This window comes from Providencia sp. UF-224 (genome assembly GCF_058245955.1).
The window spans coordinates 1-15327 of record NZ_JBSICC010000047.1; the positions used below are offsets into that span (position 1 = coordinate 1).

Genomic DNA, 15327 nt, shown 5'->3' on the forward strand with positions numbered 1-15327 from the left:
ATTTGTTGCTGATATTGGTTGACCGTGCCCGTCATGTCGAAAGTGACGGTGATAGGAGCAAGCCAACGCACCACAAATACCGAAATGCTGAAACTCAGCACCACCGCAATGACCATAAAAAAGCTCATGGCTTTTAAGCACTCTTTGCGACGACGGCTCATGCCTCGTGCAGGCGTTTTTAGCACCTTGTCGACTAATGTCGTGTTTGACTCTGCCATTGGGATAAAGTCTCCATCTCTTGTGGGAATTTGCGATTAGCCAGCGCCAATAACGCGTCTTGTTGTGACAGCCCTTGAGCCATTTGAATTTCACGAAACTGGAAGTCATCCCCATCGGTTGAGTACAACGCACGACTAATCGGATCAGTCAGCAACCGGTGGAACGAGGAGCGCCCTGCGATCCGTAGCATAAAGGCACTGAAGTGTGCATCCCCCGCTGCAGGGAACCCCTCAATAATGGCGCGTTCAACGGGGTTGAATTGGTCATTATTTTTCTGGTTGTATTTACGGAACGCTTCCATATTTTGGCGCAAGATAATTTTGAAGGAAGAGTTACTCCACGCGGCTTTCGCGGCAGTACTGGCACCATCACCGTCAAAATCGTCGATCCCTTGTGAAATGGTAATGTAGGAGCCGCCGTATTTACGGGCAGTTCGGTAGCCGCTTTCAATAAAATCAGCAACAAAACGGCTCTTGTTATCCAGCAGCTTCCAACCTTCATCAATCGCCGCCAGTTTTTTGATACTGCGCGACGTTAAGTACATCCGTTGCTGGATGAAAATCATCATCGAAAACATGACGGCGGCTAACAGGTCGGGTTTATTTTGCAGCCCGCCCATTTCAAGCACGGTAAAGCGCACTTGCTCATTCAGTGCTGGCTTGTCACTGTTAAAATACGCCCCGTACAACCCTTTAGTGGTGTATTTTTTCAATGATACAATGATTTCTTGCATCTTATTTTGAACCGTACTTTGCGGATCAAAATAAGCGGCTTTGACTTGGGCTTCAAGGTAATCGTGAACGTCATCAATCAGGACCTTATTGCCTTTACGCTTGCTTGGGGCTTTCCCTTCCCACACTTCTTGAACAGCATTGAGGAGAATGGATTTAGACACGTCATCCATATCCCCCGAGGGATTGGCCAACACAATTAACAGGTCACGAATACTTTCCGCAGCCTCTTTAATGTCCACCACACCCGCGAACGGGTTGAATTTAAGGTCACGGGCATCGACATAAACACCCCCGAGGCTGTGACACAGCTCCTTATATGAATCCCCCATATCCAGCACATACGCCCAACCGCCTGCATCGAGCACTTGACGAATGAGCGCTTGCATGAGAAACGATTTACCACTGCCTGACGTCCCACACACCGCCGCATTAAAGTTGTCATTACCGAGGCCTGAACCCCGCTCAAAAATGTCGAGAAAGGAGAGTTGGTGCCGATACGACGGGATAGGTAAGCCTTTTTGGCAAATCCGGTTATCGGCCACCACAGGTAACAAGTTAGCGACGTTAAAGGCCTTGGCTCTGAGTGTGCCACCTGAACGTACCATGTCGCCCCAAAGTCCCTCTTGCATAACAAAAGGGAATAGCGCCAAGTAGTTACGTAATTGCATAAAGGTCGGGGGACACAGCTTCAAACGATTGGTGGTGTAGGTATTCATCAACGCCATTTCCGCTTTTAACGCTTTATCATCATCGTCTTCGCAAAATAAGGTGATACCGTAACTGTAACGCGCGAGGGCAATTTGATTCGTATCGAGCCCCTCACGCAGTGTGCCCCACTCTTCGGCTTTACGTTTTACCCCAGGCACCCAATTAATGTACTTGGAGTTAGCCCGACTGTTATTGGTAATAAACTTTTTCTTGGCCTCGTTTTGAGTTTTCACTAAATCTTCAACATACACGGTCATCGTAATGGCGAACGGGCATGACACACTGGACGCGGGGTCAAGTAAATTACTCAAGTTATCGCCCGTTTGCCACAAAGCAAACTGAGTCGGGTTTTTCTCCAGCATGTAATTCATGATGCGCGTTTTGCTTTTTTGTCCCTTTTCCATCGATAAGGATTGATGAATGGCATCGGGACGGATTTCGAGATTTATCGACCGTTCAGCACACTGGTCATTAAGGGATTCATACGGGTCAACGTTGCTACTCGGCAAGGCAATCTGGTCATGCCGAAAATTACTGATTTCGCGCACCAGTTGCAGTAACCCTTTGTCATTCATTTGCTCGCAGTGCAGGGATGCGCCAGCTAAAGACTCCATCACGATACTGAGGGTTTGATTGACTTTTTGTAATGTGAGTGCATCGGATTTTTTATGCTCTTCGGCATAACAAACAAATAACCGGTAGTTGCGTAACGATAACGGCAGATTGAGTTTATTATTCAACCCTACTAATGCGCCACGCTCGTAAAAGGCGCGAGTGATATGGTTAAACTTTTCTGCTTGTTCCCCTTGCCAACCAAAGTCTTTCAGACCATACCCCAACTGCTCACTAATACATTTGCTTCCCATTAACATAAAGGTTAATGGGATTTTGCGTGGGAGTTTATTGCGCAAAAAATAATCCAGTGCGTCGACAATTTTGTCATTGGCGCCCACTAAGGGCGTACACTCTAATGCAAAACCAATGGTGGTTTTATTGATAAACAGGCCAGATTTAGCATCGTAGTTACGGTACGGTAAGAGACTGCAAAAGGAGGGATAATCCATATTCTCCAAGGCTTCAGCCGCCCGTTTATTTCCATCGGGCTCACGCCATGCGGTAAATAAGTTTTTAAATAACGCTTCTTGCAATGACACGGGTTCTGGCTCGTCATCAAATACAATGTCTTTTGACTTTGGGAGAAAAGGGGCAAGCAGCTTATCGATTAAGGACGATTTTTCGTTCATGTTACTGGACTCTCCACTGACCATCTTTGACCACAAAAGAGACAACCGCTGGTTGATACAGGTTATCTTGCTCATCTATCCACGGGGCTATCCATAAGCGAGCCGTTGTGGTCGGTAATCGTTGAGGCGGTGCCATGCCAATATCACTCCAACTCGACCAGGTTTGTGCCGTGTGTTGAATGGGTGGAAGTGTATTCGATGGCACGGATTTTTTAACTGATACCGATGAGGACTTAAATGCGCCTAACGCCCCCACGCTTTGTGAGGAAGTGCGATTATCCTGAACCTCAGTACGAACAGACTGAGCCGAAGATGCGGTTGTCACAACTGGCACAGTCGGAGTTGCCAACGGCGCTAACCGCGGCAGCTCGGCTCGCTTTTGGGATGTGCCCTCCCCATTAGAAGGATGCGCCCACGACACATTTTGCTGTGCCGCTTTTTGATTGGCCTCCTCCATGGTCATGCAGCTGTCTTGTGCCGTGGCATTACAATCAAAGGAATCTTTCATGCCCGCGGTACAACCGGCGAGCAGGGTTAATGCGCCTAGAATTAGGAGTTTTTTCATTGTTGAGCCTTTTGAATACGAAATGGGTAAAAAGAAGAGAACGACGAGGAATATCAAATAAAAAACGTTATTTAACTGTATTTAATCGCGAGTCCTACGGAAAAGAAAACCACATAAACCAGAAGACATTTAACGATAAATAGGACCATTTTCTTGCGTGAAGGAAAGCCCACTTTCCCTGAAATATAGTCTGATTTTGAGTATTGCCCTAAACCTAAACAAACGAAGACAACCATCGTACTTGCCGCACACAGCAAGGAAATATTCCCGAGATACAAAGGTAAAGGTGATGAGATAAAAAAGTTACTCCCCCAAACGCTCATGCTCACTATTGCGATGAGAAAATTAATAATCTCAAGGGTGCGTATCACTTTAAATTGAAACTGTCTTTCTTCTAAACTGGTCATCATACTCACCTATTTAAAGTCATTAAATTGTTCAAGATGACGTGGAGAATGCTTATCAATATTTTCATCAATCGTCTTCAAGAAAAGGGCAAAGGTATGCTCCCAATCATTCGCACGGACTGGCGAGATAGTTTGTAATAAAGTTAAATACGCCGTTAAATAACGATAGAGGTAATTTTGAACCAGACCGTATATTTCAATCGCATAGTTTTCGTCATACTCAACAGATGGCGAAAAATAACGAAATTCATTAACCAATTTAATGGCCGGATAGTTGCCTGCGTAGTAATACGTTTTCTCGACAAATTGCTGATAGGCTTTATTTTCATGCTTTAATTGCTCAATCTCTCGGTTAAGCCGTTCAATTTCCAACGTTTGCTGCGTTTGCTGCGTTTGCTTATTACGATTAAAAAGTCCCATAATATCCTCAAAATTTAAATACAATAAACATAAAAGTTATCCCTCTATATTCGTCATCAATATTTTCAATAAGAATAATAGCCGGTAAATAAAGATGGAGAGAATATTGATTTAGACTTCTCATTATCAGGGTTAGTTAATCATTTTTTAATTTGAGATATTCATCTGGTGACAATTTGCTAATAAAATATCCCACATCACAATAATACCGATATTCTTCGGTCGCTATCTCTGATTTTAGAGGGGTATTACACTGTGATGCAAATTGATTAAGCTTATCAAACTGTCCCTGCTTTGCCTTATACGGTGTGAATGCAATTATCGCGGCCATACTAAGCCAAAACAGCCCACATAAAATCCCCAATATACGTTCTTTTCGCCAAAAAAAAATCGTTGAAACTATGGATATGCATGCAAGCATGAATATTAAGAACCACGTGATATACTGCATAAAAATTAGCATATGAACTCCATTATTTAATTGGCATTATCATTAATTGATAACATATAGATTGAATACGAACCCGAAGGTTGAAATTAATTTAACCCTTCTCTTCGTATTGCTAGGATTTTTCATCGATTACAGGTGTGTTCCAAATCGCATAGGCAACGTCATTTTCAACGACCACAAGGCCTTTATGAGCACAGCCTACACAGGTAATTATATCTTTCTCAAACAGGAAGTCTTCTGAACCAAACTCGGTTTCGACAATACTGTTTTCACTGCCACATACCACGCAGCGCCCTAGCCAGTTAATCTTTAATTTTCGTTTCATAATCATTTCAATGACTAGCTAAAGATTCTTTCTGTTTAATAAATTCCAAATAACGGTAGGCACTCATTTCTATATATCCGTTTTCGCACGTCAACTTATACTTTTCATTATTAATCTCAACACGATATTCTGGACAGATATTTAAAAAGGCTTTTCCTTCATCCATACTGTTTACATTAGCTACGTAACCAATGAGTAGCGCCACACCAAAACCAACAATTAAACCAACTATAAAATTAATCATAAAAAATTCCAATTAGATTTATTTTTTACGTATGCTCTCTTGGTAAACTTTAATCGCATATTCGTAATCTACTTTAGAAACTTCAATTTGATTCTTTTCATCACCTAAATAATAGATAACCTTCCCATGTCGTTCAATTGATTTAAAAATTTCAAGTGTTGAATACCGCTCACCATTTTCAATATATTTTTTACCCTCATTACGATTTGCAATATAAAATTGACATCCAACTATAAAAACCGGAACAATTACTATTAAACACAACCAATAAATGCTCGTTTCCATATTAACATTACCTTTTTAGCTATTTAGAAAATCGATAAATAAATGTTTATCTTTTTATTTATCGATATTTAGTTTTGATTTTTTCTATTAGTGCGATGAGTTTTGCTTTTTCCGCATAAGCCCAATATCCCGTAACAGGGTCAAAGACAACAAAATCAGCCTCAACATAGCGCAATCGATAATAGATAGTTTTTTTCAATTCAAACTCACGCTTCAAACTAGCATTTTCTTCCTCTATTTCTTTATTTCTAGCTCCCGAAAAGTAAATGCCATACACCGCAGTGCAAGCTATACCAAGAGCAACCAGTGTAATAGTGGTAATCATTTGGTATTTTTCGATATTTATTACGGGCATAACCATAAATAGTAACATGATAAAAAACATGGGAATTGCCAGTACATTATAGTCAGCAGGCCTAAGCTTTGGTGCCTTTTCCAGTACATCTAAGTTTCTGGCTAGTTCAGACCGTGATACTGATTGTCCCGCTGCACCGCCAACGACTAGACCACCGCTTCCGACACCGACACCCGCCCCATTCCAGTCATTATTGTGTGTCCCTTTCGCCACAATGCTTGCTAACGAAACTCCATCAGTCGGTAAATACGTTCGTTTCATGATATTTCCTTGTATGGGCTAATTTTCGCTGTCCGTAAATTGGTAGTGCTTGGGTTTAGCTCTGTATTCGTCATACGTTTCTTTTTCTACCTCAATCCACTCCTCCAAATAAACAGGGAAGTTATCCGGATTGTCAGCCGTTTCTTTCTTTAAATGGTCGTATGCTTCTGGATTATTTGGCTTATATTGGCTGAGGAGTTTATCTAAACGTTCATGTTTAATCGGAAACTTGCTTGCCAAATTAAATTTAACGCACATAATGGCAGTGATAACAAACGCAAGCACAATCCCGGAAACATAGATTGGTAGGTTTAAATCATTAATTAAAAGAGAGACTATCCAATTTAAAATATAAACCATAACAACAATGATAAATAGATAGGTCAAAATAAGTGTTCTAGCTTGCCTTTGATTAAACACGTCATCAGGAATATTGTTTACCAGCATAATATATCTAAATAACTTTTTATTTTTCATGTTGATATTTTTTAACTGCATTAAGCGCCTCAAAGTAATCTTGTGTCGGGACATATGTGATAACCCCCTCACAATCCAATTGATTAGTTTTATCTCGAAAGATCCCATTATCAATATTGACCACTCTCAATTGGCAATGTGACAACCAGTATTCACCCTGTTCATAGGATTTCCTCTGTGCTCGCTCATCAGAAAGCATCCCTCCTCCGCCCAATATTAAGACCACACAAAGCGTCGTCCACAAATAGCCAAGCTGGTTCCCCTTACGTACACACACGATCGCGATGACAAAACAAAAACCTGCCGCAATAAAACTCCAGATTATTAAACTAGACATATCAGTGTACGCCTCCTTACTCTATAGCTATGAATTAGCAATTTATAATCACTGACTGTGATATTTTAAATTTCTTTTATTTTTTATCTTTTAATTCTTTAAATTTCTCAGGTGATAATGAACTGGTATAGAAACCCGCATCACACTGATAGCGATATAACCCATCAGCCAATTCATGTTTTACAGGTGACGTGCAGTGATTAATAAAATTATTAATACGACGATACTCTGTATTCTGGTCCCAATAGATCATTAATTTCGCACCTAAAAAACCAAATACACCAATAACACAAATAATTATAATAGTTTGCAATCGTTCCATTGTTTTCTCATTTTATTAAATTTGAAATTAGCGATTAGCTTGTGATTTTTTATAAGCTTTAATCGCCTCTTGATATTCATCCACTGACACATTTTCAATCACATCACCGCAATTGAGCTTATTGGTGTTTGACTGAAACAATCCATTATCAATATTGGTTTCAATCAGCCGACATTGGTTTGTATATTGGTTACCCTTCTCTATTAGATATTCAATTTTTGTTTCATTTTGAATGCTAATAAAAATAAAAAGCACCATTGGTATGAACGAAAATAATAAGTAAGGTTTTAACTCTAATATTAACTCTTGAAATATCTCTTTTCTTAATCTTTTTTTCATTGAATTCATATTATTCCAATAAAAATAATAGCTTAAGCACATGTATATACTATAAATGTTTAAGCTGTCTTGATACGCTTTAACGGCTTCGCGATAGGATTTGATATCAACATAGTTAATTAAAGGTATAGGGTCACATTGAAGCTTATGCGAATGTTATGCGAATGTGGATAGACAGGATTAACCTCTTTTAATTTATTGAGTCTATTTATCTTCAGCCTTTAAGCTGTCTTGATACGCCTTGACGGCTTCGCGATAGGATTTGATATCAACATTGTTAATTAAAGGACCACATTGAAGTTTATGCATATGTGGATAACAACGGTAATAATTGTAGATATTGATATCTCCATACCCCATCCTTCAACTATTTAATAGCTTCAAAGCTGCGATTATCGACGACTTTTGGAACGTCTCTATTAAGGATGTTCAGTAATAAAACTGAGCGCGCTTCTCCATCGGGTTCGTTATAAATCGCTTGAATCCCCGCAAAAATACCATCCGTAATGACGACCTCATCCCCTTTTTGCGGCAAGTTATCACTCATCTCTTTGACGAAGTCTGGTACAACCAGTGTCGCAATCACTTCATTAGGCACAACGACAGGGTTATGTCCAAATCGCACAAAGTGACTCACACCGCGGGTTGATCTGATCGTCGAAAAGTGGATAACTTCATAATCAAACTTCACGAATAAATAATTGGGAAACAACGGTTCCATCACGGTTTTACGACGATTCCTTACCATTTTTTCGGTTTTATATGTGGGGTTATGTGCACTTACGCCTTGACGTTCAAGATGCTCAATTGCCCGTAAAACTTGGTCGCGCTTACAATATAATAAATACCATTTTTCCATGATGTCTCACTTGAGTTGATGGTCAGCACTCAGGATTTGTACAACCCAAACACTTAATCCGCTGTAAATCGCTAAAAAAATGACTGAATCCCAACTGACATGATGAGAAACAAATAATGCGGCCGGAGAAATCGTAATGAGCGTCATAAATAACGTACTCAAGCGCATCCGCTTTTTTAGCTGATGAATTCGATTTTGCATTGGGCTGTACCTGAATAATGACAATGAAAATTTAGAATCGATAATGAAAGGACTTTTGTTACTGCGGGATATTCTCAACGGGGACGGCATCCCCTAAAGAAATCCGTTCTAATGCTTGCTTTGAAACGGTAATACCTTGGTTAATGGAACTTTGCAGTGAATCATCTTCTTGCTTTTGCGATTTGGCTTTCTTCATCTGCTCAATAAACATCAACTGAAAACCTTCTTGAAAAACGACAGTAGCATCAACACCTGCGCCTATTGGAATAACCGCATGGTACTGTTCGGCACGTTTAATCAAATATTCGGAAACCATTTTTCCAGACTGTTGAACCCCACCGCCAAGCCCTCCCCGCGCTACATCACCAAACGTCGTCGTATCACTGGCACCAATCCCCACGGTGGTTGAGCCCACTTGAGAAATGCCCGAGCCTAATGCATCAATGAAACCACCCGCAAACGCATAGCCGACTAACTTGCCATTTCGGATGACAGGCTCGCCTTTAATCCCGTTTTTACCCATAAAAGAAACATGGCCTTTAAAGGGGATATCGATGGTGTGACCAAAAAGTTTGCAAGAAAGACGGTCTGTTCGAATCAGAGCTCGTTCACTGGAAATATCCCCATAACCGCCCGCAGTAACCATGCAACCACTTAAATCATACTCTTCGTTATTCGGCATTATGAGTTTGCCCGTTAAACGAAACTGCATGGGGGATGGGTTACTGTTTCCCGTCACAGAGGCATTCGTGTCAGCACCTTCAATCACCATGGCTTTAGCAAAGCTTCCAGACGGAATGTAGGGTAAATCCGGCAAATCGGTATTTTCCTGCTCATCCTCATACTCAATGGTCATGGAGGATAAACCTTGCTTTAATACGGGGTTCACATTGATTTGTGGTTGCCCGACAGGATATTGCCCGCCTTGATAAAAAGCCGTTGGCGGCGGAATTATCGGTTGACTGGCTTGAACATTAGGGGTCGGCAAGGTTCCTACAGGCAGTTGCTGCGGTTGTGGCAGTCCATTATTGGTCGCATCACCGTGTATCAAACTGCTCCCCATGGTGGTCAGTTGGTCTTCTAATGCCGTTAAGTCTTTGTCTTGCTGTTCAATTTTATCGCGATACGCTCGGTTTTCTTGTTCCAGCTTTGCAATCCGTGCATTCACTTGCTTCATTTGCTTATCCATTTGAGACGCAGTGGATTGCAAGTCAGCCATCGCGGATTTACCCACATTCTTATCAAATGATGAAGTCACCACCCCCGTCATATTGGGGGCTGGCTTCGCGGATTTGACCGATGCCTTTGGCGTTGGCGGCAAGCTCATATACCATGCCGCGCCCCCAATACCCGATAATCCCAAGGCCAACAATACAAACAGTGCAGTTTGTTTTCGCTTTGCGCGAACATTAATATTTGCCATTTTCAACCTCATTACTGACGGTTAACCAGACCGTTGCCGTGGCACCTGCCAGAACCGTATCGCTATAGGGATAGATAACGACAGAACGAACATTATGCTGATTGAATAATCGTTCACTTAACGGTTGGGAGACTGAACTGGTGTTCATCACATCCAACTGATACACCCGTAACTCACCGCCATTCCACATTTTGTTTGCCGTCACTCGATATGCCGATGGCAACCTAAATGTTGGCAAAGCCGCGACAGGTGCTAAAGCAAACCCATTCGGTGTTTGTTGGTTCAGTAACGCTTTGTGGATTTCAACTAAGACACGTGGATACGGCAAAGCGCGCTCCCAACGTTTTGCCACGGCACTTTGTGCCGGCTGATCTGATATCAGTTGCAACACACGCCCATCTCTTTTTTGCGGAACAGCCACAACGGATACGGTTAATCCCCCTGCGGTTCTCACATAAAACGTAAACGGTTTGGTTTGCGCAGTCATTAACACCACGCCGCCATTTGCACCCCCTGTAGCCCCTTTTTGATTACCGTTAATAAACATGCCTTGTGCACTATCGATGGCCACAATTCTATCGCCAGGTACAACCAACATATTCGGCTCGCTATTACTGAAGCTCACCTTAATTTGAGAATCGGGTGACACTGGGATTTTGGTTGGCAGCTGTGCCATTGGTTCTGCTTGTACCGTTGATACAAAACAGCACATCAACAACGCTAAACAGAACCCCCTTATTGGGTTACTTTTTTTCTTCATCAATGATGTCCTCAAAACTGATCACTTCACTAATTCCATTGGCATACTTGATATGCAACCGCAATTTTTTATGTTCAGGTAAGGCTTCTCGCTTACCTATCCACGTTTTCAGTTCGCCTTGAATATCAATAATCCCGTCAGTGGGATAGACCTCCATTTTGGTCATGTAAAAGGCCGAGGTGACGTTGTTGTTGATGATTTCTTTGGCTTCAACCGCTAACACATCTTGCATTTCAGGACGTGCCTCTTTGGCCACATACCGTAATAAGGATTGATGGTTGGCTTTCACCGATTCGGGGCTCACGTTGTAGCGAAGGAACAGTAATGATTGCGAGACGGATTCAAGATAATTGGCATCAGCATGTGAGCGCGTTAAGGTAAACGGGGTATCAAAGAACATCGGGATATAGGTTTCTTGTCGACTATTGAGTAAGTCATCTAATCTCAGCCACGCGAAAATATTACCTGTCAAACTAAGGCCTAACATAAAGGTCAGTGTAATAAACAGTAACGAGGTATATTTTGTGGCGGATTTAGCTGCGCTCAGTTTCATGGCAGCCTCCTTCCTTATTTTAAATAAAGTCTGAACGCAGAGTCAGGGAGAGATTTATAAATGCTTTTGAAGCAGTAAGCGGGTAAGTACCAGTAACATGCATTGAGTAACCACTGACTTCCCCGCCCTTTTTTGAAGTACCTCAGGGCATACCAGAGCAAAGCACCAACCACAAGGCCAGTCATGTAATGTCCGTCATAAAAGCCCCACGACATGGGGCCTAGTAGAACGGCGGTTTCATCATTGGGTAATGGGAGAATACCGCCTTGCTCGGTTAATGTCTGAGGAAAAATAAAACGCTGGGCACGTTCATTTTCCATCAACATTTTCCTTAATTACGGCGTACCTGACGGCGCGTTACCAATTAAACCAAATACAATTTTGGTTCCCACAATAAAGACAGGAATAAGCAGCAATAACGCTGGGTTTTGAGCTTTCATGAAGGCTAAGAAAATCAGGATAGCTTCACCGATCATGATGTAATACATCACAGATGACCCTTCACCGAAAGTATCGCCCGCATCAGTTGCCCCTGCTTTTGCTAAGTCTTCCGCTTGCGCAAAGCCCCGTGCCGCCATCCATAAAACTAACGGTGCTGCGACATATTTATAGAGGGATTTGGCTGTTTTGGTGTTCATAGATGCCCAAGCACGCGCCAGAATACCCTTTCTTTTTGCTACTGGTGAATCAACCGCAATTTCACTCATGATTATATCCTTTTGTTAATAGATAAGTTGAATAAGCATAAAAAGTCTTTCAAAAAACAATTGAGCTAATTAGCTCGTTTTATTCCCTTACCCATAAAACAAAAAATGAAACGTAAATAGATAAAGAAATAAAACGCGATAATTTTCCCTGGTTTTGGGTAAAGCTACCGCTCCGGGTGTGCATTGCCATTTTTTAGGCAAAGCGATCCCGTTGCTGTGTGTAATCAACAAAAACAAAAAATAAAAAGGAATAAACTCAATAATGGAGTAAATTAATATTTAATTAATAACTCTTGGTAATTCCCTTCAATATGTTCAACAAGTCGTAGATGATCAGATAATCGTAAAACGGCTTCGACTTTTTTAGAGCGTCGCGCTCGCTTTGCAGATTCTGTTAATAAACGATTTGTTTCAGCACTAATCGGTACACTTATTGTGACCGACTTATATTCTTTTTCTTTCATGGAAATCTCATATCCATTAACCATGAAGTCATCTTATATAAAAAAATATCTCTGTAAACACCCGAGCTGGGCGTGTAAATTTATACAGTATTTTTTATAAGAGATAATGGAACATAACAATCCCAATTTAAATATAATCCAACATCAGATAATAAATTTCGATCATATAGTTCTAATTTATAAATACCTAAAATACGACTAACTGTAGATTTAATAGTATTAATACTTTTATCCATAGCATTAGATATCTCTGGGTTTGTTAAACGATGAATAACTAACCATGCAACAGCCCATTCGTGATCTGTTAGACTTTCCCATGGTTTTTTATATTTCAATCGGTCAATGGAGTTAAGAAAATCTAATTTATTATCAAATCGATCATCTCTTATAAAGAAATCAGCATGAAACATTCTAAATTTGATATTCGTATTTTTCATCATACTGTATATTTTCAGGATGACCAATTGGTCATTTATGAGCATTTGATAAGAAATGACCTCTAATGCTATTGCAATATGCCCACTTGTTGGGATAACTAATTCAATGGATGAAAGAGTAAAACCATTAGTGGCTTTCTGGATTTTTTGGGAATTTAAAATTGAGTTAACACTTTCAGGTGAGCTACAGGATAAAACATGGTTATTTAGGTCAGTTATCATCCAAAAATAAACATGTTTTAAAAAATCCGGCAGGTTTTTGCGAAAAACAGCTTGTTTTATAGCGTCGAGATCAATAGGATCATGAATAGACATGTAACCATCCTCTTAGGCTTCGGTTATCTGTTTAGCTCAATAAGGGAGGTAGGACTCCTTTATTGGGCGATTCTTAAATTTTAATTAAAAAATCAATATGACTTAAGGTAAATATACCTATATTTACAGGTTAAATCAATCATTATATTCAATAAAAACAGCATCTCCATAAGCAATGATATAGCTAGTAATCCAACGACTCCCTATTGTTTGCATGGTTCCTGTTTCTAACCTAAAGTTAATTATAGCGTTACCTCCATTTTCTACTGATATACTCATTAACTTATCTTTAATTTGCTCATCTTCATGTGAATATTTTCCCGCTTCAATTATCATAGAGACCTTTACAAGCCCTAAATTTTTTATTGATTTAGCATTACTTATATTAGTCGTTGTAAATACTCTATTATCATAATTACAACTAAGTTTTAATTGTGAATCAAATAATCCCATATGTACTCCTAGCTCTCTGGAAAATACTCATCTAAAATAGACTGAGTCCTGTTTTTAAAATCCTCAACATACTCTCTATAATTATAACGGTTGTCTTCTTTAATTTCTGTTAAATCAAACATCATTTTGAATAAAATTTGAATACATTGCCGTGATTTAGTCACCTCTTCCAATAATTGTTTTTTATAACGCTCCTCTAAAGATAACCCATCATCTCCTTCTTTGTCTTTTTCTAAATTCTCAACAACGCGCAATCCAATATCAAGTAGTTCGGAGCCAACACTGGATATGTTTGCATCCGCGCCATCGGCTTTCCGCTTATCCACTAAATTACGGATACCATCTAGTGTTTTTTGTTTCATATATATATGTTGACGAGGCATTCTTTTATTTCCTTTGTTTTTGCTAGCCGCTAATTGTGGGCTGCGAGGTAATTTTACTCAGACCACCTCTAGCCCACTAATTTTGGTGATGAAAATTAAACAGATTAAAAACAGTATATTATAATAGCCCATTATTAGACCACTAAATTTTGCAAAAATTTATATATTTTTGATATTATTAATAATACACACAAAGTGCATCTATTTAGCCCACATATAGACGCTATTATTGGGCTAGTAATGGGCTTAACACTAAAAATTTTAAAATTTTCACCTATTTATTTTTAATTAACATCCTGATTTAATGATAAATTCTTGCAAAATGAAATTTTGCGTAGTGTGTGATGTCTTTCTTTCAGAGGAGCGTATTTATTGCTCCTCGTTTCTTTTGGCTTGCATTTAAATAGTGCTTTATTTTTTAATTAAAATGGGCGATTCTGAGTTAAGAGAATTTATTATTAAATGGGGTTTCATATGCGAATGATCTGTATTCTCATTGCGTTATTTTTTTCACCGCTTTCATTTTCGTTTGATTGCTATGATAAAGCAGGAAATGATTATCAAATTGACCCTGATTTATTACGTGCGGTTGCCTTTCGTGAAAGTTCATTCAAACCGAATGCGATTAACCAAGCTTCACCGACGCGATACGCTATTGGCTTAATGCAAATTCATTCGCAAAATTTTAACGAATTAGCGCAATATGGCATTACCGAAAATCATTTAAGGCAAGATCCGTGTATGAATATTTATACGGGGGCGTTTTATCTGGCGAAGTTTATTCGAATACAGAGGGATGTTTGGAAAGGTGTTGGCGCTTATAATGCAGGCTTAAAAAAATCCGAGGTTCAAGAACAAAAAAGAAATCAATATGCGCTTGAGGTCTATCACATTTATCTTAATATTAAACAAAACAACTAAATTTAATCCTTTTACTTTCTTTTTTTAACGTTATAATCAGGTTTAATATTAAGTAATGCATGTGGCTTAGTATTAAACTAGAAACGCGCCTTTTGGCGCGTTTTCTTTAATAGCTCGTTTTTCTAAGTACCCGATTAATTTCTCCACCTATCCCATCA

At 39.8% G+C, this 15327-nt stretch carries 25 protein-coding genes; 1 reads left to right on the forward strand and 24 read right to left on the reverse strand.

All coding sequences use genetic code 11. From position 1 onward, the window contains the following. From AC4IFO_RS21585 to AC4IFO_RS21700, 24 genes are all read right to left on the reverse strand, one after another. Positions 1-218, reverse strand: a 218-nt coding sequence (locus AC4IFO_RS21585) for a hypothetical protein (protein WP_490737485.1), incomplete at its 3' end; no start/stop codon positions are given. Further along, positions 194-2905, reverse strand: a complete 2712-nt coding sequence (gene traC / locus AC4IFO_RS21590) for a type IV secretion system protein TraC (RefSeq protein WP_490737487.1) — start codon at positions 2903-2905, stop codon at positions 194-196. The genes AC4IFO_RS21585 and traC, both read right to left, overlap by 25 nt. A gap of 1 nt (position 2906) precedes the next feature. After that, the gene (gene traV / locus AC4IFO_RS21595) at positions 2907-3470 is read right to left on the reverse strand and encodes a type IV conjugative transfer system lipoprotein TraV (protein ID WP_490737489.1); all 564 of its coding nucleotides are present in this window, start codon (positions 3468-3470) and stop codon (positions 2907-2909) included. A 71-nt stretch (positions 3471-3541) separates the two neighbouring features. Next, positions 3542-3880, reverse strand: a complete 339-nt coding sequence (locus tag AC4IFO_RS21600) for a hypothetical protein (RefSeq protein ID WP_490737491.1) — start codon at positions 3878-3880, stop codon at positions 3542-3544. A 6-nt stretch (positions 3881-3886) separates the two neighbouring features. Further along, the gene (locus AC4IFO_RS21605) at positions 3887-4297 is read right to left on the reverse strand and encodes a hypothetical protein (protein WP_490737493.1); all 411 of its coding nucleotides are present in this window, start codon (positions 4295-4297) and stop codon (positions 3887-3889) included. A gap of 563 nt (positions 4298-4860) precedes the next feature. Beyond that, positions 4861-5073 (reverse strand): hypothetical protein, encoded by a 213-nt coding sequence (locus AC4IFO_RS21610; RefSeq protein WP_490737495.1) that lies wholly within the window; start codon positions 5071-5073, stop codon positions 4861-4863. 7 nt (positions 5074-5080) lie between these two features. After that, the gene (locus AC4IFO_RS21615) at positions 5081-5317 is read right to left on the reverse strand and encodes a hypothetical protein (RefSeq protein WP_490737497.1); all 237 of its coding nucleotides are present in this window, start codon (positions 5315-5317) and stop codon (positions 5081-5083) included. Positions 5318-5335: 18 nt separating this feature from the next. After that, positions 5336-5602, reverse strand: a complete 267-nt coding sequence (locus tag AC4IFO_RS21620; RefSeq protein WP_490737499.1) for a hypothetical protein — start codon at positions 5600-5602, stop codon at positions 5336-5338. 58 nt (positions 5603-5660) lie between these two features. Then, the gene (locus AC4IFO_RS21625; RefSeq protein WP_490737501.1) at positions 5661-6218 is read right to left on the reverse strand and encodes a hypothetical protein; all 558 of its coding nucleotides are present in this window, start codon (positions 6216-6218) and stop codon (positions 5661-5663) included. A gap of 18 nt (positions 6219-6236) precedes the next feature. Next, positions 6237-6716: a hypothetical protein gene (locus AC4IFO_RS21630; RefSeq protein WP_490737503.1), complete on the reverse strand. Its 480-nt coding sequence runs from the start codon at positions 6714-6716 to the stop codon at positions 6237-6239. Then, positions 6685-7032 (reverse strand): hypothetical protein, encoded by a 348-nt coding sequence (locus AC4IFO_RS21635; protein WP_490737505.1) that lies wholly within the window; start codon positions 7030-7032, stop codon positions 6685-6687. Before AC4IFO_RS21635 ends, AC4IFO_RS21630 begins: the two co-directional genes overlap by 32 nt. Before the next feature lie 76 nt (positions 7033-7108). Beyond that, positions 7109-7285, reverse strand: coding sequence for a hypothetical protein (locus AC4IFO_RS21640; protein WP_490737507.1), 177 nt, complete (start codon positions 7283-7285; stop codon positions 7109-7111). Between the two features lie 96 nt (positions 7286-7381). Beyond that, positions 7382-7702 carry a hypothetical protein gene (locus AC4IFO_RS21645; protein ID WP_490737509.1) on the reverse strand — a complete coding sequence of 107 codons (321 nt, stop codon included), beginning with the start codon at positions 7700-7702 and terminating at the stop codon, positions 7382-7384. Positions 7703-8060: 358 nt separating this feature from the next. Next, entirely contained in the window at positions 8061-8552 is a 492-nt protein-coding gene (gene rfaH / locus AC4IFO_RS21650) for a transcription/translation regulatory transformer protein RfaH (protein WP_490737511.1), read from the reverse strand. A gap of 6 nt (positions 8553-8558) precedes the next feature. Continuing rightward, complete coding sequence (locus AC4IFO_RS21655) at positions 8559-8753, reverse strand: hypothetical protein (RefSeq protein ID WP_490737513.1); 195 nt, start codon at positions 8751-8753, stop codon at positions 8559-8561. A 58-nt stretch (positions 8754-8811) separates the two neighbouring features. Then, positions 8812-10176, reverse strand: coding sequence for a TrbI/VirB10 family protein (locus AC4IFO_RS21660; protein WP_490737515.1), 1365 nt, complete (start codon positions 10174-10176; stop codon positions 8812-8814). Continuing rightward, positions 10163-10936: a TraK domain-containing protein gene (locus AC4IFO_RS21665; protein WP_490737517.1), complete on the reverse strand. Its 774-nt coding sequence runs from the start codon at positions 10934-10936 to the stop codon at positions 10163-10165. Before AC4IFO_RS21665 ends, AC4IFO_RS21660 begins: the two co-directional genes overlap by 14 nt. Next, entirely contained in the window at positions 10920-11489 is a 570-nt protein-coding gene (gene traE / locus AC4IFO_RS21670; RefSeq protein WP_490737519.1) for a type IV conjugative transfer system protein TraE, read from the reverse strand. Before traE ends, AC4IFO_RS21665 begins: the two co-directional genes overlap by 17 nt. A 14-nt stretch (positions 11490-11503) precedes the next feature. Next, positions 11504-11809, reverse strand: a complete 306-nt coding sequence (gene traL / locus AC4IFO_RS21675) for a type IV conjugative transfer system protein TraL (RefSeq protein ID WP_490737521.1) — start codon at positions 11807-11809, stop codon at positions 11504-11506. 15 nt (positions 11810-11824) lie between these two features. Further along, positions 11825-12196, reverse strand: a complete 372-nt coding sequence (locus AC4IFO_RS21680; RefSeq protein WP_490737523.1) for a type IV conjugative transfer system pilin TraA — start codon at positions 12194-12196, stop codon at positions 11825-11827. Between the two features lie 272 nt (positions 12197-12468). Continuing rightward, entirely contained in the window at positions 12469-12684 is a 216-nt protein-coding gene (locus tag AC4IFO_RS21685; protein WP_490737525.1) for a TraY domain-containing protein, read from the reverse strand. 56 nt (positions 12685-12740) lie between these two features. Further along, on the reverse strand, positions 12741-13412 hold the full coding sequence (locus AC4IFO_RS21690; RefSeq protein WP_490737527.1) for a helix-turn-helix transcriptional regulator: 672 nt from the start codon (positions 13410-13412) through the stop codon (positions 12741-12743). A 135-nt stretch (positions 13413-13547) separates the two neighbouring features. Next, positions 13548-13865, reverse strand: coding sequence for a YbjQ family protein (locus AC4IFO_RS21695; protein ID WP_490737529.1), 318 nt, complete (start codon positions 13863-13865; stop codon positions 13548-13550). 8 nt (positions 13866-13873) lie between these two features. Further along, positions 13874-14248 carry a relaxosome protein TraM gene (locus tag AC4IFO_RS21700; RefSeq protein ID WP_369106509.1) on the reverse strand — a complete coding sequence of 125 codons (375 nt, stop codon included), beginning with the start codon at positions 14246-14248 and terminating at the stop codon, positions 13874-13876. 474 nt (positions 14249-14722) lie between these two features. On the opposite strand from AC4IFO_RS21700, the gene AC4IFO_RS21705 reads away from it, so the two are divergent. Then, complete coding sequence (locus AC4IFO_RS21705; protein ID WP_490737530.1) at positions 14723-15169, forward strand: transglycosylase SLT domain-containing protein; 447 nt, start codon at positions 14723-14725, stop codon at positions 15167-15169. Positions 15170-15327 lie beyond the last annotated feature (158 nt).